The organism is Kitasatospora sp. NPDC032150 (assembly GCF_055579945.1).
Genome location: NZ_JBVIMH010000003.1, coordinates 1 through 19,179, shown reverse-complemented (window position 1 = coordinate 19,179; position 19,179 = coordinate 1). Strand labels below are relative to the sequence as shown.

Sequence of the window (19,179 nt, the reverse complement as noted above, 5' to 3'; positions counted from 1 at the left end):
CCCCGTGCCGGTCGCCATCACCGCCGTGGAGAACACCGACCTGTTCGTCGGCACCGAGGACGCCCCCCGCCAGGTACTGCGCGTGACCCTGGACACGACCGCCGACGGCCCGCCCGTCCGGGTCACCGTCACCGGGCCCGGCGTCAGCGGCGAGGCCACCGGCACGGGCGTGGTCGACGTCCCGCTCACCGTCGCCGATCCGGTGGTCGGCGCCCGGTTCCCGGTCACGGTGGCGGCCGGGAACGCCGTGGCCGAGGCCACCGTCGAGGTCGCCGAGCCCGGGTGGACCGTGTTCCTGGTCTCGCACTTCCACTACGACCCGGTCTGGTGGAACACCCAGGCCGCCTACACCTCGCCGTGGGAGCTGCTCTCCGGCGACGCCACCACCCGGCCGCTGTGGGAGCGCAACGGCTTCGCGCTGGTCGACGCGCACCTGGACCTGGCGCTCCGCGACCCGGTCTACAAGTTCGTGCTCGCCGAGATCGACTATCTGAAGCCGTACTTCGACCAGCACCCGGAGCGCCGCGCCGATCTGCGGCGGCTGCTGGAGCGCGGCCAGGTCGAACTGGTCGGCGGCACCTACAACGAGCCGAACACCAACCTGACCGGCGCCGAGAGCACCATCCGCAACATCGTCTACGGCATCGGCTACCAACGCGAGATCCTCGGCGGCGATCCGCAGACCGCCTGGCAACTGGACGTCTTCGGCCACGACCCGCAGTTCCCGGGCTACCTGGACGCGGCCGGGCTGACCGGCAGCGCCTGGGCGCGCGGGCCGTTCCACCAGTGGGGGCCGATCCAGAAGAACTTCCGCACGGCCAAGGACGACGCCACGGTGATGCAGTTCCCGAGCGAGTTCGAGTGGATCTCGCCCTCGGGGCGCGGGGTGCTCACCCACTTCATGCCGCACCACTACTCGGCCGGCTGGTGGATGGACTCCTCCCCCGACCTGGCCAGCGCCGAGCAGGCCGTCTACGAGCTGTACCGCAAGCTCAAGCCGGTCGGCGCGACGCGGAACCTGCTGCTGCCCGTCGGCACCGACTACACCCCGCCCAACAAGTGGGTCACCGAGATCCACCGCTCCTGGGCGGCCAAGTACGTCTGGCCACGGTTCAGTTGCGGCACCCCGCGCGACTTCCTCTCCGCCGTCCGCGCCGAACTCGACGCCACCGGACGGCGTCCCAGCCCGCAGACCCGGGACATGAACCCGGTCTACACCGGCAAGGACGTCTCCTACATCGACACCAAGCAGGCCCAGCGGGCGGGTGAGGTGGCCGCCGTGGACGCCGAGAAGCTCGCCACCCTGGCCGCCCTCCAGGGCCTGGGCCGCTACCCGCAGGCCGCGCTCGACAAGGTCTGGCGCCAACTCGCCTACGGCGCCCACCATGACGCGATCACCGGCTCCGAGTCGGACCAGGTGTACATCGACCTGCTCGCGGGCTGGCGGGAGGCACACGACCTGGCCACCACCGTCCGGGACACCGCACTTGACGCACTGGCCGGCCGGATCGACACCACCGGCGAGGGCAGGGCCGTGGTGGTCGCCAACACCCTCTCGTTCGACCGCTCAGCGCCGGTGGAGATCCGACTGCCTGAGGGTGACGCCGGCGGCCGGGTGCTGGACGACACCGGCGCCGAGGTGCCCTGCGCGGTGGACCGGGGCGTCCTGCGCTTCCTCGCCGAGGACGTCCCGGCCCTCGGCTGGCGGACCTGGCGGCTGGTGGACGGCACACCGGACGCCGCCTGGCAGCCCGCCCAAGGCCTGACCATCCGCAACGAGCGCTACCGGGTCACCGCCGACCCCGCCCGGGGCGGCGGCCTGTCCAGCATCCACGACCTGCGCCACGGACGGGAGTTGATCCAGGACGGGCGGATCGGCAACGAGCTGCGGGTGTACGAGGAGTACCCGCAGCACCCGGACTTCGGCGAGGGCCCCTGGCACCTGGTCCCCAAGGGCCCGGTGGTCGGCGCCGGCTCCGGCGGCGCGACCGTCCGCCGGGAGACCGGCCCGCTGGGCGAGCGCCTGGTGATCGGCGGCACCGTCGACGGCATCTCCTACGAACAGTCGGTCACCCTCTGGCACGGCGTCGAGCGGGTCGACTGCCGGACCCGGGTGGTGGACTACGCCGGCGCCGACCGGCTGCTTCGGCTGCGCTTCCCGGTCGACCTGCCGGGCACGCTGCCGGTCAGCGAGGTGGCGGGCGCCGTGGTCGGCCGCGGGTTCGCACTGCCGGACGTCGACTCGGCCGAGGCTCCGTGGACCTTGGACAACCCGGCCAACACCTGGTTCGGGCTGAGCGCCACCGCCCGCGTCGCACTCTCCGACCTGGCCGGCGCGCCGATCGGCGAACGGGCGCTCGGCGTCGCCGAGGTGGTGGTCCCGTCGCTGGAGGACGCCGCCTCGGCCCGCGAGCTGGTCGTCGCCCTGGCCCGGGCCGGCGTCACCGCGACCACCGCGAGCTCCGACTGGTCCCGCTACGGCTGGCTGGACGTCGACTCCAACCTCCCGGACTTCCGCATCGTCCTGGGCGGCCCGGAAGTCAACGGCGCCGCAAGGGAGTTGCTGGAACGGGCGGGCGCCGAGTACGCGGCCGCGCTCCGGGCGCACGGGCGGGTGTGGGTGCCGGCCGACAAACCGCTGCACGAGATGTGGCAGCCCGGCGCCGACCTGCGCGACCTGCGCGCGCTGCCCACCCTGGTGGTGACCGATCCCGCCGCGCTCGCCGAGGACCTCGGCGACGCCCGCGTCCTCGCCGTCTGCCCGGGCGCCGTGGCGGAGGGCGAACTGCTCACCGACCACACCGTCGCCCTGCTCACCTTCGGCCTGCCCGGCTTCGCCGTGGACCCGACCGGCGCCCTGCACCTCTCTCTGATGCGCAGTTGCACCGGCTGGCCGTCCGGGGTCTGGATCGACCCGCCGCGGCGCACCCTGCCCGACGGAGCTTCCTTCCAACTCCAGCACTGGACCCACGACTTCAGCTACTCGCTGGTGTCCGGTGACGGCGACTGGCGGGCGCTGGCGCTCCCCGCGCAGGGCCAGGAGTTCAACCACCCGCTGCACCCCCGGCTCGTCCCCGCGCACCCGGGTCCGCTCCCGGCCCGACTCGCCAACCTGCGGATCCACCCGGAGCGCGAGGTGCTGCTCGGCGCCCTCAAGCCGACCGGCAACCCGATCGCCCGGGGCTCGGCGACGGACGTCGACCCGGCCGCCGGGGTGACGCTTCGCCTGGTCGAGTCCACCGGCCTCGGCCGCGCCGTACGACTGGAGGGCGCGCTGCGGTTCACCGGGCTGCGCACGGCCGACCTCCTGGAGCGGGCCGGCGAACCGCTCACGGCTGCCCCGGCGCTGCACGGCTCGGAGGTCGCGACCGTGGTCGGCGTGCCGGAGCCCACCGGGTCCGCGGCCGGGGCGGCGGAGCTCGGGCCGGTCGCCGAGACTGCGCAACCCGTGCACTCCCGGTACTGGCTGCACAACCGGGGCCCGGCCCCGATGGGGTACCTGCCGGTCTCGGTCGGCCTCTCGCCGGGGCTGCTGCGCACGGACGGCGATCCGGTGGAGGTCTCGGTGGTGCTCGCCTCCCAGCTGCGCGACACGGCGGTCGAGGGCACCGTGAGCCTGCTGGCGCCGGACGGGTGGGAAGTCAGCTGCGGGCGCCGGCCGTACCGGCTGGAGGCCGCGGGTCATCTCCGCTTCCCGGTGACGCTCCGGCCGCCGGCCAACGCCGCACCCGGTCTGTATTTCGCGGCCGCCCGGGTGGAGCACGCCGGGCAGTCGTTCGAGGACGTCGCCACCATCGCGGTCGGTGACCTGCCGGGGATGCTGCCGGTGCCGGGCGAGGTCCCGGAGGACTGGACCGTGGCCCAGGGGACCAAGGCCACCGGTGGCCGGGACACCGGCCTCGCGGTGGACGTCACCAGCACCTCGCTGAGGCTGACGCCGGGTGGCCGGGCTGAGCTGGGCATCGTGCTCGCCAACCGCACCCGGGGGGAGATCCGGGGCGAGCTGCAGCTGGTCTCCCCGTGGGGGACGTGGCAGGCGATCACCGAACCGGTGCGCGGATTCACCCTTCCGGCCGATGCCGAGCGGACGATCGCGTTCGAGGTGGCCGTCCCCCGCGGCGCCGAGGCCGGGGCGTACTGGGCACTGGCGAAGGTGATGTGGTTCGGCCGCTGCCAGTACGCGCCGACCGTCGAGTTGGTGATCGCCCCGTGAGCGCCGCACCGCGCCGGTCCGGCGAGCTGCACGTGCACCCGCACCCGCCCGGTCACGAGCAGGCGGACGGCCACGGGCAGCGCCGAGGGCATCCGCACGGGCACGGGAACTCCGCGCCCGGGATCCTCGGCCTGCTGGACGGCCGGCCGCTGCCCCGGGCCGAGCTCGACCGCCGGCTGACCGTCCTGCGCAACGGGCCCCGGTCCTCCGCGCTGCCCGTCCCGGGTAGCGCCGAGGACCGGCAGCTGACCCGCTGGGTCGCCCAGGTGGTGCTCACCGAGCGGCTCTGTGCCGCCGAGGCTGCGGCACGCGGACTGGCCGGCGAGGCTGAGGACGGTGGTCGTGTCGGGGCGCCACCCTTCCGGCTGCACCAGCGGGCCGCCGTCGAGCTCGGCTCGATCGCCGCCGCCGCGTTCGAGGGAAGCGCCGCCGTACGAGCCGTGTACCGCGCGGTGACGGCCGACGTCACGGTCTCACCCGCCGAGGTCGCCGCATACCGCTCCGCCCTCGAGGACCGGCCGGACGGGGAGCGACCCGACGGGGCTGGGCCGGACGGGAACGGGCCGATCTGGCGGATCTCCACACCGGACGGGGAGTTCGACGCCCGGCCGCAGACACTGCCGCTCGCCCTGGCCGCCGCGCTGCGCACGGCCGGCCCCGGGGGCACGGTCAGCGTGGACGGCTGGACCGCCACCCTGCTCACCGTACGCGTCGCCCCGGCCGCTCCGTCCGACCCGGCCCCGGAGCTGCTGGAAGCCGCCCGCCGGATCGCCTTCGTCCGCTGGCTCGACCACGCCCGCGCGCACCGGCTGCGGCTGGTACCGGGCCTGGAGCACCCCGGCGACCCGGCCCAGCCGGACAACCACCACCGGCACTGACCTCTTCCCCGCGGCCCCACCCTCCGTACGATGGACGGTGGGGCCAGCTGAGGAGGCCGGTCATGGGTCGAGTACGACGGTACGCACTGACGTTCCCCGGCGAACCGGGCAGCCATCGCCCGCAGGACGTGGTCGTCGTCAAGGACACGGGCGTGGACGGCCCCGGCGGCCATCCCGTCTATGCCGACGACTCCGGAATCGTCAGAGCCGAGATCAGCGATCGCGGCGAGGTCCGCATGCTGGCCAGTGGCGGTCACCAGACACCGCGCACCCCGGTGCACGCGGAGGCCATGCCCTGAGCCTCGACCGGCCCTCGCGTCACGGGCACCGTCCACCCGGCTGCGGGATTCCGCGCCCGGTCGACGGGTCCGCCCGCTTCGGCAACCTGGCGCTCGCCCGGCCGGAGGTGCTCCCCGGTTCCGAGAGCCTCCCCTGATCACGGAACGACCGCCGAGCCCATCGGCCCGGCGGTCGTTCGCGGTCGGTCGCGGTACGCGGTACTCAGGACTTGCCGACGGCCCCGGCATCCACCTCGGCGAGGAACGCGTCGGCGACGGCACGCGTTCCCGGCAGGTCGGCCAGCGGCTCACCGACGACCCGGCCGGCCAGCTCGGTGGCGACGGCGATGACGTCCTCGCGCAGCTCGGCCTCGGCGATGACCAGGTCGGCGGCCAGCTGCACCTTGGCCTCCGCCACCATCCGGTCGCGCTGCTGCTGCCCCTCGGCGCGGATCGCCGCGAGCAGCGCGGCGCCCTCCTCCGCGGCTTCCTGGCGGAGCCGGGACGCCTCGTGACGGGCTGCCTGGAGCTCCGCCTGGTACTCCTCGTAGATGCGCTGTGCCTCCGCGCGGGCGGTCTCCGCGCGATCCATCCCGCCGCCGATCGCGTCGTCCCGCTCCACCAGCGTCCTCTCGATCCGCGGCAGCACGGCCATGCCGAGAATGCCGAAGACCAGGAAGAACAGCACGAGGCCGAGGACGAGTTCAGCCGTATCCGGTCGCAAAGGTCCCATGAGCGCATGATAGGCACGGAGTCTTCCGCCCCTTCAGGCAGGGGCAGCTGACGACGGGTCACGGCCCGGCCCGAACGGATCTCGACCGCCGCGCCTGAAAACCGTGTGCGGCAGGGCCGATGAGTCGCCACACTGATCCGGTGCCGCACCTCATCGCCCCCGATGCCCGGTTCCATGCCTCCTTCCTCGCCGCCATGGCGGAGTTCCGCGCCCTCGGCCACGGCGGACCGGACGACGAGTCCACCGCGGGAGTGTGCCTGCGCGAGTACGGCGACCGCTGGGAGGACCCTGAGGTCTTCGCCGAGTTCGTCGAGCGGTTCCGCACCCCGTGCGGCCCCGACAGCCTGCTCCGGTACGACGTACCGTGCAGCACCTTCTGGTACGTGGACGGTGACACCTACCTCGCCCGGATCGCCATCAGGCACCGGCTCACGCCCTACTGGCTGGAGCTCGGCGGCCACATCGGCTACGACGTCCGGCCTTCCGCCCGCCGCCGGGGCCATGCCACCGGGATGCTTCGCGCGGCGCTCCCGATCGCCGCCGGGATGGGCATCGATCCGGCGCTGGTCACCTGCGACAGCACCAACTCGGCGTCCCTCAAGGTGATCGAGGCCTGCGGCGGCCGGCTGGAGGACGTACGCGACGGGGTGCGGCGCTACTGGGTCCCCACCACGCCCGGTCGGCGGGACTGATGCGACAAGGCCCCCTGCCCGGCTCCGAAGCCGGGCAGGGGGCTCTCAAGTGACGGTCGGCCAGGCCGCCTTGACGGTGATCAGGCCTTGGCCACCGTCAGGAAGCCTCGGTCGCGGTCGCGACCGGTTTGGCCGCCTGGCCCGGACCGGAGGCGCGGCGCAGGAAGAGCAACAGCGTCGGAACCAGGTAGACCGTCCAGACCACCGCCTGAAGCACCGTCGGGTCCGGCTGGAAGTTGAACACGCCCTTGAGCAGGGTGCCGTACCAGCTCTCCTTGGGGATGGTGCTACTGATGTCGAAGAGCAGCTCGTGCAGGCCGGGGAGCCAGCCCGCCTCCTGCAGGTCGTGCACGCCGTAGGCGAGGACGCCGGCCGCGACCACGACCAGCATCGCACCGGTCCAGGTGAAGAACCTGGCCAGGTTGATCTTCAGTGCGCCCCGGTAGAACAGCCAGCCGAGCACCACCGAGGTGGCCAGCCCGAGCAGCGCGCCGACCAGCGGCCGGACGCCGTCGCTGGTGGCCTGCACGGCGGTCCAGATGAACAGGGCCGTCTCCAGGCCCTCGCGGCCGACCGCGAGGAAGGCGGTGGTCACCAGCGCGAAGGTGCCCATGGCGAGCGCGGCGTCCAGCTTGCCGTGCAGTTCGGCCTTCAGATGACGGGCGGTGCGCCGCATCCAGAACACCATCCAGGTGACCAGGCCGACCGCGATGATCGAGAGCGAGCCGCCGAGCGCCTCCTGCGCCTCGAAGGTCAGCTGGGTGGAGCCGTACTGGAGGACGGCTCCGAAGGCCAGGCTGAGCAGTACGGCGGCGCCGATGCCCGCCCAGACCGGGGCGAGCCGGTCGCGGCGGCCGGTCTTCACCAGATAGGCGATCAGGATGCAGACCACGAGGCTGGCTTCGAGGCCCTCGCGCAGGCCGATCAGGTAGTTGCCGAACACGGGAGGCTCCTGGGGTCGGTGGTTTGGAAGTCGTCAGCCGAACAGGGCCTGCCCCCACCACTCGCCCGGCTTGCGGATCCCGGGCGGGCAGGCGAAGTGGGCGGAGCCGACGTGCTGGATGTACTCGTTGAGCGCGTCACGGGAGGCCAGCTTCTGCTGGAGCGGCACGAAGGCCTTCCGGGTGTCGCGCTGGTAGGCGAGGAAGAACAGGCCGGCGTCCAGGCGGCCGAGGCCGTCCGTGCCGTCGGTGAACGAGAAGCCCCGGCGCAGGATCATCAGCCCGTCGTTGCTGTCCGGGTGGGCGAGCCGGACGTGCGACTTCTCCGGCATCGCGGCCAGGTCCGGGGTGTCCCGCTCGTCCTGCCCGCCGTACGGGGCGCCCTCGGCCTTGGTGCGGCCGAAGGTGTCCTCCTGGTCTTTTAGCGAGGCGCGGTCCCAGGTCTCGATGTGCATCCGGATCCGGCGGGCGACCAGGTAGGAACCGCCGGTCATCCAGTCCGGGCCGTCGCCGGGGGCGACCCAGACGTGCTCGTCCAGCGCCACCCGGTCGGTGCCCGCGATGTTGTGGGTGCCGTCCTTGAACCCCATCATGTTGCGCGGGGTCTGCGCCTCGGGGGTGGTGGAGGAGGTCTTGCCGAAGCCGAGCTGCGACCAGCGGATGCTCGCCGTGCCCATGGCGATCCTGGCCAGGTTGCGGATGGCGTGGACGGCGACCTGCGGGTCGTCGGCGCAGGCCTGGATGCACAGGTCGCCGCCGCTGCGGGCCGGGTCGAGGTTGTCGCCGGGGAACCTGGGCAGCTCCACCAGGGCGTCGGGCCGCCTGGCCTTCAGTCCGAAGCGGTCCACCCCGTCCTTCTCGAACAGGCCGGGCCCGAAGCCTATGGTCAGGGTCAGCCGGGAGGCGGGCAGACCGAGCGCCTCGCCGGTGTCGTCCGGCGGGGCCTCGGGCAGCGCGCCGGCGGTGCCCGTGCCCACCTCGCGGCCGCCGGTCATCGCGGCGGCCGCCTTGGTCCACTCCTTGAGCATCCGCACCAGCGCGTCGCGGCTGGTGGTGGTGACGTCGAAGGCGGCGAAGTGCAGCCGGTCCTGGACGGGGGTGGCGATCCCGGCCTGGTGGTCGCCGTAGAACGGGATGTCCGTGGTGGAGTCGACCAGCTGGACCGCCCTGTGCTCACCGCGCACCGCCGCCGCCACCGAGCCGGTGACCGCCGCACCCAGCGCGACCCCGGCGCCCGCCCAGCCGATGACGGACCGCCTGCTGGGGGCACTGCTGCTCTGCTCGGCCTGCTTCCGCTCGTCCACGGCGTTCGGGGTCCTTCCGTACTGGTGCTGGTGCTTGAGGAGGAGCTGGGGGCTACTTGACGACGACCGCGGCGGCCAGCTTGGAAAGCGGCTCGGCCAACGCGTTCACCGCGTCGGAGAAGGTCTTCCGCTCCGGCTCGCCGACCTGGTCGTACGAGGCGTAACTGCCGCCGGTCTGCCGGTACTTGGCCAGCAGCGCCTCGATCGCGGCGAACTCGCCGTCCAGCGTCTCGGCGAGCTCCGCGTCCCTCTCTGCGGCGACCGGCTTCAGGAGCTCGTACGCCTTCTTCGCTCCCTCGACGTTGCCGGCGAAGTCCGAGAGGTCGGTGTGGCTGTAACGGTCCTCCTCGCCGGTGACCTTGTTCGTGGCGACCTCGTCCAGGAGTTCCTTGGCACCGTTGGCCATGCCGGTCGGGGTGATCCCGGCGCTGCCGACCCGCTTCTGCCAGTCCTTGAGATCGGCGACCAGCTGGTCGGCCAGCTTCTTCTCGTCGTCACCGATCCGGTTGTCCGCCCAGAGGGACTTCTCCAGCCGGTGCCAGCCGGTCCACTGCTGGCCCTGCTCCAGGCCGTCCTCGCGGGCGTCGGTCTTCGGGTCGATGTCGCCGAAGCTCTCGGCGACCGGCTCGGTGCGCTCCCAGCCGACCCGGGACGGGGCGAACAGCGACTTGGCCTGGTCCAGTTCGCCCGCCTTGACCGCGGCGGCGAACCGCTCGACCACCGGGATGGTCTGGTCGGCCTGCTCCTGTGCGTACTTGCGGTACGCGGCGACGGCGGCGTCCAGGCGCGGGTCGCTCTTGACCGGCGTGCCGTCACCGGTGACGGCGATCTTCTGCCGGATGCCGTCCCCGACCATGCCGGGCTTGCAGGCGACCTCGTACGAGCCGGCCTTGATCTCGGCGTTGATGGTCACCTTGGTGCCGGGGCCGATGTTCTCCCGCTCGGTGACGATCCGGTCGCCCGGAGCGTAGACGTAGACCTCGGTGGTCTTGGAGCCCTTGTTGTGGACCGCCAGCTGCACATGGCCGCCCGGGAACGAGGTCTTCGAGAGCTCGCAGGCGTCGTCGGAGGCGTTCACCTGGACCGCGTCGGCCGGGTCCGCGTCGCTCTTCCGCTCCGTGCAGCCGGTCAGGACGGCGGTGGCCACGGCGAGTGTGAGCAGCGTGACTGCGGTGGAACGGCGGGCAGACATGGGGGCTCCACGGTTGACGGGGGCGGTGCGGGGCATGGCGAAACCGAGCCGGCGGGATCCGCGACCGGAATCCCGAGCCAGCCCGATTAGCTAAGGCATACCTTAGCTTAACCATTTCTTTAACGTCCAAATGACCCATCCCCCACCCGCGAACCATGCCCAGCCACTGTCCATTACCAGTCATCAACACCACTACCCGCCAAGGCCTTTCGCCCCATGGGCACCCTGTAGCGATGGGAGCGACGCGGGTACGGTGATCGGTGGTACGGGGTTTCTCGGACGGCCGTGGTCACCGAGCCGCTCGGTCGGGGGCACCTGGTCGCCGCACTGAGCCACGGCGAACCGCGGCAAACCGGCCCCCGGACTGCGCCTGCCGCCGGGGGCGCCGAGCGGCTGAACCCGGACGGCCGGGCCGCACTACTCGCGGGGTGCGACGCGGCGGTCTCCGCCGCGGGCCGGGACGACCGGACGGTTCCGCCCACGCCCCCCGCCACCCACTTCCAACGGAGCGACGTGGTCCAGGTTGCCCCGAGGCACCCAAAGCGGCCATCTCGCACATATCCCTACAAACAACCCATCAGGCAGCCCAAACCCGCGCGACCCGAACTGGCGGATGATCCACGTCACTTGACATGTCCTTGGCGCCAGAGCTTCACTTTTTGCGGCACCAGAGGCGGAAATTCGGATTTTCCCGCGCGGGCGAATTACCGCCTTGAATCGCCAGGTTCATCCGGAAGCGAGGTCGCCCCTTCCGGTCCGGGCCGCCCGTCCGGACGGCGGCCGAACCGTTCACATCCGTCCGGGAGCGGTGTCCCGCCCACACTGCCGTACCTCGTGGGCAGCAACCGCAGCGGCGGCGTCACCCACGCCCGGCAGGGTGGCACGGCGTAGCGAGGCGGAGCGCCGGACCGGGACCCGCCGAGATGCGCCCGCCAGTGTCCTGCCGCACGGTCTGAGACATGAGTGGTGTGATCGTGTTACTGGAGCTGGAACCGTCGACCGAGGTCCTCGACAGCGGGGAGGTCGACGTGGGTGCCCGGATCCGCTGGGTCCACGCTGCCCCGGCCGATCCGGACGTACCCGAGGATCCGGGCCCGCTCACCTTCTGCGGCATCACGACGAGCGACCTGGAGCGGGAGCCATACAGCCCCGGCGAACCGGGCGCCACCTGGTACCCGCCCTCCCAGCGGACCCGTCGCTGCCGGAGTTGCGAAGCCGCACTGAAGGCACGCTGAGTCCCCGCACCGGCCACTCGCGGCGCGATGGGGCCAGGAGCTGCCCGCGGGCGCCGGCAGGTGCGACGTCGGGGCGCTACGTCACTTCACGGTGACGGTGACCCGCCAGGGGATGACGACCCGTGGACAGACGTGACCGGGGTCGGGAACGCAGTGCCTGAAGGCGGTGATGTCACTCGTGCCGCGGCTGATCGCCTGGAATCCGGCCGACGCGTCTCCGTTCGGAGAGGTGCTGGCGTCGTGCGGTTGGAGGACCGTGGGATCGCCGGCCTTTGGTGCGCTCCACACCCAGGTCTGCCCCTGATCCCGGAGATGGGTCAACCTGACCGTGATCACGTCGTTGCGCGCCACAGTCACGGTGCGGCCGTCGTCCGCGTTGGTGAGCATGACGGCGCGGGCAAACCGCGCGTGGGACGGGTGGGCGGCGGCCGACGCCGTCGCGGCGACGGACACCGTCGTCGCGGTCAGCGCCAGCCCCAGGGCCAGCGGAGCGGCCAGAAATTTCGCGATGTGCACGGGTTGCTCCCAGCGGTGGACGAACTCGTTGGTGAACGTCCTACACCGTCACCTCGGCCCGGCACCGCCACCGTCCGGCCGATTCACCCTATTTCGCGAATCGTTGGCATCTTTACTCATGTCCTCCACGGCCTCACGTGATCTCCGTACTACGCCGCGCCGGGCCCGGCACGGCGGGTTGCAGGCCGGCCGGCTCCCGGTTCGCCCACCCATCGCGCCGTAGCTGACCGGCACTTGGCGAGTGCTTTGGCAGCACTTGGCGGTGGGTCGGACGAGTGGCGGACCCGATCTTGAGCGTGCGGTTCGGGTGTGGGAGGGTGTCCCGCCGGTCGGTTCCTGATCGGCGGCGTCCGGGCCCGTCGGTGCCGCGCTCCGGCGTTCTTCGGTAGTTCTCATCAGTAGTGTGGATCAGCGGCGTGGTTGCCCGCTGCGCGCGTACGGGGGCATTGGAGATGGGCCTGGTCGCCGGACCGGATGATGTTGAGCAGTCTCCGCGGGGACAGGGCGGCTACCATCCGGTAGCAGTGGTCCCCGTCGGCGCCGCGCTGACCGCCCTCGGCAGGCCGGCGGAGACCGAGGACGTGCTCCGGGAGAGCGCAGGGCTCTGCGGACCGCCGCTTGCTCCCTCCCGCCATCGCACCCTGGAGGCTGAGTTGGTTCTCGGTACTGCGCTCGCCGCCCAAGTCCACCACGCCGGGGCGGTGGAGAGGCTCACGGCCAGCCGCACGGCCGAGCTGGAACACCTCGGCACGGCGCACCCGAGCAAACCTGGCACCCGAGCACCTGGCACCCGAGCACCTGGCGCTCAAGCACTGCGCAGCCGAACACCACGCAGTCGAACACCGCGCACCCGGGCACCCTCGCCGCCGCACCTGGGTTAGCGCAACGGGCGGGACGGCGGCGGCAGCAGACCGACTGACGGCACCGGGCCGGGCGACGGCCACCCGCCGGGCACCGACGACACGCGCCGAGGCCGCCGGGCGGCCGCCCGGTTGCGCGCCTCAGGCAACCGAACACCGACTTCCGGTGAACTCTTCGAACGCAGTACGAGCCGGGCAAGTGGCCCGGTCGGCACAGGAGCTGGATACAAGAACGCCATGAAACTGACCGGTACTCCCTTCTTCATCCTCACGATCGTCCTCTTCCTGGCCTCCATCGTGCTGGCCGTGGTGCAGTGGGCAAGGCGAGGAGGCGGCGGTCAGGGGAGCCGGCGCGGCAACCGGGGCCGGGCATCGCAGGCCAAGCGCGGGCCGCTGCAGTTCCTCGGCTATCTGACGACGATCCTGTTCTGCCAGTCCACTGCCGTGCTGATGGTTTTCGTGATGGTCAACAACTCGAACCTGATCTACGACAGTTGGGGCGATCTGCTGGGCACCAGCAGCCATGTCCGGGCGGTTCCGGTGCCGCCCAAGGACAACGGCATCGCGGCCGACGCCGGTGCCGCCAAGAATCGGCAGAAGGTGATCCAGTCCTTCCACGGGGTGGACGACGGCGCGGTCCCCAAGGACGTCAAGGAGACCGACCTCAAGGGCCAGCTCTCCGGAGTGGACGGTGAGGTCCTGGTGTGGACGCCGCCGGAGTACGACGACCCCGCGTACAAGGACAAGACCTTCCCCGTGGTCGAGTTGCTGGCCGGGTTCCCCGGCTCCTCCAGCACCTGGTTCGGCACCATGGACGTCTCCAAGCAGTTGGAGCCGCTGATGAAGTCCGGTCAGGTGGCACCCTTCATCCTGGTCTCGCCCCGGGTCACGCTGCTCGGCAAGAACACCGACACCGGCTGTGCGGACGTTCCGGGCAAGGTCAACGCGGAGACCTGGCTGTCGCGGGACGTCCCGCAGATGGTGCTGGACAACTTCCGGGTGGACGCCTCCCCCGATCACTGGGCACTGGCCGGCTACTCGGCGGGGGCGCACTGCGCCACCAGGCTCGCGTTGGCGCACCCCAACCGCTACCGGGCCGCGATCAGCATGTCCGGCTACAACGACCCGAAGGAGGAGTCCGATTCGCTGACCGCGAAGGACCCGCACCTGCGGGAGGTCTCCAACCCGCTGTACCTGCTCACCCACGCGGCCACCCCGCCGAACGTGGCCCTCTACGAGACCGGTAACAAGGGCGACGGCCTGGAGGACGCGCTGGCACTGCAGAAGGCGGCGAAGTCCCCGACCTCGGTGACACCGTTCGAAACCCACGGGCCGCACCTGAGCGCGACCTGGAAGCCGCTCGTGGTCCCCACCTTCAAGTGGCTGACCGGGATCATCCCGCCCCAGCACTGAGCGTCGTACAGACCGCCGCTCAGGTCTCCCCCAGGTCACCGTCCAGTTCCTCGTCGAGGTCGCCGTCGGCGAGTTGGGCGAGGGCCTGGTCGAGCCAGTCGAGCCAGAACGTCTCCAGGCCGATGCCCGCCTGCAGCACCAGGTGCTGCAGGCGGGCTCTGTCGTCCGCCACCGAGACGAAGTCGCGCTGCTCGATCTCCCGGTACTCGGCGAGCTGGCGCCGGTGCAGCTCACGGTGCCGGAGGAGTTCGTCACCGAGCCCGCTGCCGACTCCCGCCGTACCGACCACCGCCGCCGCGCGCAGCCGCAGCACCAGCGCGTCCCGGACCGGCCTGGGGTCCTGGCTCTCGCCGACCCAGGCCACCAGCGCGTCCCGGCCCTCGGGCAGGACCTCGTACTCCTTGCGTCCGCCGCGGGCCGGCTGCTGCTGAGGCAGTTCGCGGATCAGCCCCGCCTCCTCCAACCTGCCCAGCTCACGGTAGATCTGCTGGTGGGTGGCCGGCCAGAAGAAGCCGATCGACTTGTCGAACCGGCGCGTCAGCTCCAGCCCCGAGGACGGCTTCTCCAGCAGGGCGGTGAGGATGGCGTGCGGCAGCGACATGGTCGGGGGAGCCTCCGGCAGGTGCCAACGGGTATCACAGGGCATCCTACGGATGCCCGGGCCGGAGCACGGAGCGCCGTTCGGAGGGCGGCAGCCCGGCCCGGCGCACGGACTTCGCCGGCCGAGCGGCCGGGCCCCACGCACGGATCGGCACCCGACGCGGGGATACCCGATCGCACCGCAGGAGAGCCCCACCGACGTGGGCCCGACCGCAGGGGTCAGAGCGCGGCCGCCAGCCGGGTGCCCTGGTCGATGGCGCGCTTGGCGTCGAGCTCCGCGGCCACGTCCGCGCCCCCGATCAGGTGCGGCCGGACGCCGAGCGCGACCAGTGCGTCGTACAGCTCGCGTCGCGGCTCCTGCCCGGTGCAGACGACCACCGTGTCGACGGGGACGGTCTCGTCGCGGCCGTCCACGGTGATGTGCAGTCCGGCGTCGTCGATCCGCCGGTAGCTCACACCGGAGAGCATGGTGACGCCGCGGTGACGGAGTTCGGTGCGGTGGATCCAGCCGGTGGTCTTCCCCAGCCCGGCGCCGACCTTGCTGGTCTTGCGCTGGAGCAGGTGGACGTTGCGCGGGGCGGCGGCCCGCTCCGGCCGGGCGAGACCACCGGGAGCCTGGTAGTCGGTGTCGATGCCCCACCGCCGGTGGAAGGCCGCGCGGTCGAGTGCCGCCGCGTCCCCTGGGTCGGTGAGGAAGGACGCGACGTCGAATCCGATGCCGCCGGCCCCGAGGATCGCCACCCGCTCGCCGACCTCGGCCTTGTCGCGCAGCACGTCCAGGTAGCTCAGCACGCTGGGGTGGTCGATGCCGGGGATCTCGGGAGTCCGCGGGGTGACTCCGGTGGCGAGCACGACCTCGTCGTAGCCCTCGGCCGCGAGCGCGTCGGCGGTCACCGCGCTACCGAGCCGCAGTTCGACCTGCTCGGCCGCCAGCCGCTGGCGGAAGTAGCGCAGGGTCTCGTCGAACTCCTCCTTGCCGGGCACCTGGCGGGCGATGTTGAGCTGCCCGCCGATCTCGCCGGCCGCCTCGTACAGGGTCACGGCATGACCGCGCTCGGCGGCGGAGACCGCGAACGCGAGGCCGGCCGGACCGGCGCCGATCACGGCGATCCGCTTGCGGTGGCGGGTCGGGCCGAGCACCAGCTCGGTCTCGTGGCAGGCACGGGGGTTGACCAGGCAGGAGGTGATCTTCCCGCTGAAGGTGTGGTCCAGGCAGGCCTGGTTGCAGCCGATGCAGGTGTTGATGGTCTCGGCCCGGCCGCGTTCCGTCTTGGCGACGAAGTCCGGGTCGGCGAGCAGCGGACGGGCCAGCGCGACCATGTCGGCGTGGCCGTCCGCGAGCAACTGCTCGGCGATCTCCGGGGTGTTGATGCGGTTGCTGGTGACCAGCGGAATCCGGACCGCGCCCATCACCTTCTTGGTGACCCAGGCGAACGCGCCGCGCGGCACGGAGGTGGCGATGGTGGGGATGCGCGCCTCGTGCCAGCCGATACCGGTGTTGATGATGGTCGCGCCCGCCGCCTCGATCGCCTTGGCGAGGGTGATCACCTCGTCCAGGCCGGAGCCGCCGGGCACCAGGTCGAGCATGGAGAGCCGGTAGATGACGATGAAGTCGGGGCCGAGCCGCTCGCGGACCCGGCGGACGATCTCGACCGGGAAGCGCATCCGGTTCTCGTACGAGCCGCCCCAGCGGTCCTCGCGCCGGTTGGTGGCGGCCGCGATGAACTCGTTGATCAGGTAACCCTCGGAGCCCATGATCTCGACGCCGTCGTACCCGGCCCGGCGGGCGAGTTCGGCGGTGCGGACGAAGTCCTCGATGGTCCGCTCGACCTCGTCGTCGGTGAGCGCACGCGGGGTGAACGGGCTGATCGGCGCCTGCAGCGCACTGGGCGCGACCAGGTCGGGGTGGTGGGCGTAGCGGCCGAAGTGCAGGATCTGCATGGCGATCCGGCCGCCCTCGCGGTGCACGGCGGCGGTGACGACGGCGTGCTGCGCCACCTCCTGGTCACAGGTCAGCTTGGCGCCGCCGCTCCAGGGACGGCCCTCCTCGTTCGGGGCTATCCCGCCGGTGACGATCAGCCCGACGCCACCGCGGACCCGGGCGGCGTAGAACTCGCCCATCCGCTCGAAGCCGCCGGGCGCCTCCTCCAGGCCGACGTGCATCGAACCCATCAGCACCCGGTTGGGGAGCGTGGTGAACCCCAGGTCGAGCGGGCTCAGCAGGTGGGGGTACGCGGTCATCCAGCGCCTCCTCGCGCGAAGTCGTCGCCTCACGGTAGGGCGGGCGGGTGCAGATATGCAACTAGTTGCACATTCGCAGCTGCGGGGCGCACTTACCGCCGGGGCGCGCGGCCGTTCTGCTGCACGCGCCGCGCGCTCCGCCGCACTCCCTGCTGACCGGCGGGACGATTTCCCTCCCATGGATGTACGTACCGGCCGGCGGAGGCCCAAGACTGGGGTCATGTCCGCTGATGCAGTCACCAACATCGCCACCGGGCCGACGAACTCGGCCTCCACAGGACGCATGGCCGGCCTCGACCTGGCGCGCGGCCTGGCGGTGCTCGGCATGTTCGCCGCCCACGTCGGACCGGTGCAGGGGGAGGACGGACCGATCGGCCTGGCCGCCCAGTTCGCCCACGGGCGCGCCTCGGCCCTCTTCGCGCTGCTGGCAGGCGTATCGCTGACGCTGATCGCCGGGCGCAGCCCCCGGGTCGGGCGGGCCGGTCGGCAGGCCGCGGCCAGGATCGCGCTGCGGGCCCTGATCCTGCTGGCCGTCGGCAGCGCGATGACGGCGGTGCACGCACCGGTCGACGTCATCCTCGCCTACTACGGCCTCTACTTCCTGCTGGCCCTGCCGTTGAGCCGGCTGCCGGTCGGCCCGCTGGCCACCGCCGCGCTGAGCTGGGCGCTGCTCGGCCCGCAGCTGTCCTTCGTGCTCCGCGCCGGCCTCGACACCCGGGACTGGAGCGAGCCGCTCACCGCACTCGATCCGATCGCCCACCTCAGCGGTGGCGAGGGGCTGGTGGCCCTGCTGCTCACCGGCAACTACCCCGCGCTGACCTGGATGCCGTTCGTCCTCGGGGGCATGGCTCTCGGGCGGCTCGATCTGACCTCCGCCCGGCTGCGCGCCCGACTGGCCGCCACGGGAGCGGCGCTGATCGGCCTCGGCTACGGCGGCGCCTGGCTGGCCTGCCGGCTGGTCGCCACGGACGTGGACTGGTGGAACGGCGCCGAGGAGGGCACCGTGAACACCGGCGACCCCGCCGGGCTGCTCACCGCGGCGCCGCACAGCGGCACCACCTTCGAGATCCTGGGCTCGCTCGGCGTCGCGGTGAGCATCGTGGTCGCCTGCACCACGCTGCTGGCCCGGCGCCCCTCGGTCGGCACCCGGCTGCCGGTCGCGCCGGTCGCTGCCGTGGGCGCGCTCTCGCTCTCCGTGTACGTCGGGCACATCGTGCTGATCGAGGCCCTGGGCGGGGACGACCTTCCCGGCTCACCCGCCGTGCTGCTGGCCGCCTTCAGCGCGCTGGCCCTGGTACTCGCCTGGACGTGGACCCGCCGGTTCCGCCGCGGCCCGCTCGAGGCGGCCCTCCACCGGGCCACACTGCTGGCCCGCTTCGTCCGCTGAGGCCCGGACAGGTCCGGGGGGAAGGGTGCGGGGTTGCCCGCACCCCCCGACGACCGCGCTGCGCCGCTCGATCAGCACCACGTCCCGCCACACGCCCCGATGGCAGCCGACCCGCTCCCGGACACCGATCGCCCGGAACCCGGCCCGGCGGTGCAGCGCCAGACTGGTCGTGTTCTCCGGGAACACGCCCGACTGGATCGTCCAGATCCCGGCCCGCTCGGTCGACTTGATCAACTCCTGCAGCAACGCCATGGCCACGCCCCGGCCGCGCGCCCCGGGGTGCACGTACACCGAGTGCTCGACCACGCCCGCGTACGCGGCGCGTCCGGACACGGCCGAGACCGCGACCCATCCGAGCACCCGGCCCTCGGCGTCGACCGCCACCGCCCGGTGCTCCGGCAGCTTGGCCGCGTCGAACTCCTCCCAGCCGGGCGCCGCCGTCTCGAAGGTGGAGTTCCCCTCCTCGATCCCGCACCGGTAGATCGCCAGCACCTCATCACCGCAACGCCGCTGCGTTATGGCATGAGTGCGCAGGTCAAGGGGCTTGAACAAGGCAACGGGACACCTGTAGATCAACGATCGGCGAAGAAAGTCGATCAATCACAGGGGTCCCGTTGCAGGAGAAGTCTGTCATCACGCGGGTGGTCGCGGTAGCGGCGGGGGTGTTCGCGCCGGGGCACCTGGGCGAGCTGACGC

The 19,179-nt window shown here is 72.2% G+C and carries 14 protein-coding genes and 1 pseudogene; 7 read left to right on the top strand and 8 right to left on the bottom strand.

Annotated features, from left to right (window positions below; genetic code table 11):
* Positions 1–4: 4 nt before the first annotated feature.
* From ACZ5ON_RS04480 to ACZ5ON_RS04470, 3 genes are all read left to right on the top strand, one after another.
* Positions 5–4,213, top strand: coding sequence for a glycoside hydrolase family 38 N-terminal domain-containing protein (locus ACZ5ON_RS04480; protein ID WP_465585387.1), 4,209 nt, complete (start codon positions 5–7; stop codon positions 4,211–4,213).
* A complete protein-coding gene (locus ACZ5ON_RS04475; protein WP_465585384.1) occupies positions 4,210–5,091 on the top strand; it encodes a DUF7158 domain-containing protein in 882 nt (293 codons plus the stop codon). Before ACZ5ON_RS04480 ends, ACZ5ON_RS04475 begins: the two co-directional genes overlap by 4 nt.
* A 62-nt stretch (positions 5,092–5,153) precedes the next feature.
* A complete protein-coding gene (locus ACZ5ON_RS04470; protein ID WP_465585382.1) occupies positions 5,154–5,390 on the top strand; it encodes a DUF6296 family protein in 237 nt (78 codons plus the stop codon).
* Positions 5,391–5,592: 202 nt separating this feature from the next.
* On the opposite strand, the gene ACZ5ON_RS04465 is transcribed toward ACZ5ON_RS04470, so the two are convergent.
* Positions 5,593–6,102, bottom strand: coding sequence for a F0F1 ATP synthase subunit B family protein (locus ACZ5ON_RS04465; protein ID WP_465585379.1), 510 nt, complete (start codon positions 6,100–6,102; stop codon positions 5,593–5,595).
* Between the two features lie 140 nt (positions 6,103–6,242).
* Here ACZ5ON_RS04465 and ACZ5ON_RS04460 point away from each other — a divergent pair, with 140 nt between their 5' ends.
* Positions 6,243–6,794 (top strand): GNAT family N-acetyltransferase, encoded by a 552-nt coding sequence (locus tag ACZ5ON_RS04460; RefSeq protein WP_465585377.1) that lies wholly within the window; start codon positions 6,243–6,245, stop codon positions 6,792–6,794.
* A gap of 97 nt (positions 6,795–6,891) precedes the next feature.
* Here ACZ5ON_RS04460 and efeU read toward each other — a convergent pair whose 3' ends face one another.
* Genes efeU through efeO form a run of 3 tightly spaced genes read right to left on the bottom strand, consistent with a single transcriptional unit; the run spans position 6,892 to position 10,231 of the window.
* Positions 6,892–7,737, bottom strand: coding sequence for an iron uptake transporter permease EfeU (gene efeU, locus ACZ5ON_RS04455; RefSeq protein ID WP_465585374.1), 846 nt, complete (start codon positions 7,735–7,737; stop codon positions 6,892–6,894).
* 33 nt (positions 7,738–7,770) lie between these two features.
* Positions 7,771–9,039: an iron uptake transporter deferrochelatase/peroxidase subunit gene (gene efeB / locus ACZ5ON_RS04450; RefSeq protein ID WP_465585372.1), complete on the bottom strand. Its 1,269-nt coding sequence runs from the start codon at positions 9,037–9,039 to the stop codon at positions 7,771–7,773.
* Between the two features lie 52 nt (positions 9,040–9,091).
* Positions 9,092–10,231 carry an iron uptake system protein EfeO gene (efeO, locus tag ACZ5ON_RS04445; protein WP_465585369.1) on the bottom strand — a complete coding sequence of 380 codons (1,140 nt, stop codon included), beginning with the start codon at positions 10,229–10,231 and terminating at the stop codon, positions 9,092–9,094.
* Positions 10,232–11,190: 959 nt separating this feature from the next.
* On the opposite strand from efeO, the gene ACZ5ON_RS04440 reads away from it, so the two are divergent.
* Positions 11,191–11,466, top strand: coding sequence for a hypothetical protein (locus tag ACZ5ON_RS04440; RefSeq protein ID WP_465585367.1), 276 nt, complete (start codon positions 11,191–11,193; stop codon positions 11,464–11,466).
* 81 nt (positions 11,467–11,547) lie between these two features.
* On the opposite strand, the gene ACZ5ON_RS04435 is transcribed toward ACZ5ON_RS04440, so the two are convergent.
* Positions 11,548–11,982, bottom strand: a complete 435-nt coding sequence (locus tag ACZ5ON_RS04435; RefSeq protein WP_465585363.1) for a hypothetical protein — start codon at positions 11,980–11,982, stop codon at positions 11,548–11,550.
* A 1,097-nt stretch (positions 11,983–13,079) separates the two neighbouring features.
* Here ACZ5ON_RS04435 and ACZ5ON_RS04430 point away from each other — a divergent pair.
* A complete protein-coding gene (locus ACZ5ON_RS04430; protein ID WP_465585359.1) occupies positions 13,080–14,255 on the top strand; it encodes an alpha/beta hydrolase in 1,176 nt (391 codons plus the stop codon).
* 19 nt (positions 14,256–14,274) lie between these two features.
* Here ACZ5ON_RS04430 and ACZ5ON_RS04425 read toward each other — a convergent pair whose 3' ends face one another.
* Both ACZ5ON_RS04425 and ACZ5ON_RS04420 read right to left on the bottom strand, forming a co-directional pair.
* Positions 14,275–14,856: a PadR family transcriptional regulator gene (locus ACZ5ON_RS04425; RefSeq protein ID WP_465585356.1), complete on the bottom strand. Its 582-nt coding sequence runs from the start codon at positions 14,854–14,856 to the stop codon at positions 14,275–14,277.
* A gap of 218 nt (positions 14,857–15,074) precedes the next feature.
* Positions 15,075–17,096, bottom strand: coding sequence for an oxidoreductase (locus ACZ5ON_RS04420; RefSeq protein WP_465585354.1), 2,022 nt, complete (start codon positions 17,094–17,096; stop codon positions 15,075–15,077).
* 220 nt (positions 17,097–17,316) lie between these two features.
* On the opposite strand from ACZ5ON_RS04420, the gene ACZ5ON_RS04415 reads away from it, so the two are divergent.
* Complete coding sequence (locus ACZ5ON_RS04415; RefSeq protein ID WP_465585352.1) at positions 17,317–18,483, top strand: DUF418 domain-containing protein; 1,167 nt, start codon at positions 17,317–17,319, stop codon at positions 18,481–18,483.
* 48 nt (positions 18,484–18,531) lie between these two features.
* Here the strand turns inward: ACZ5ON_RS04415 and ACZ5ON_RS04410 are convergent.
* Positions 18,532–19,017: pseudogene (locus ACZ5ON_RS04410) on the bottom strand (GNAT family N-acetyltransferase); the annotation flags it as partial.
* Between the last annotated feature and the right edge of the window lie 162 nt (positions 19,018–19,179).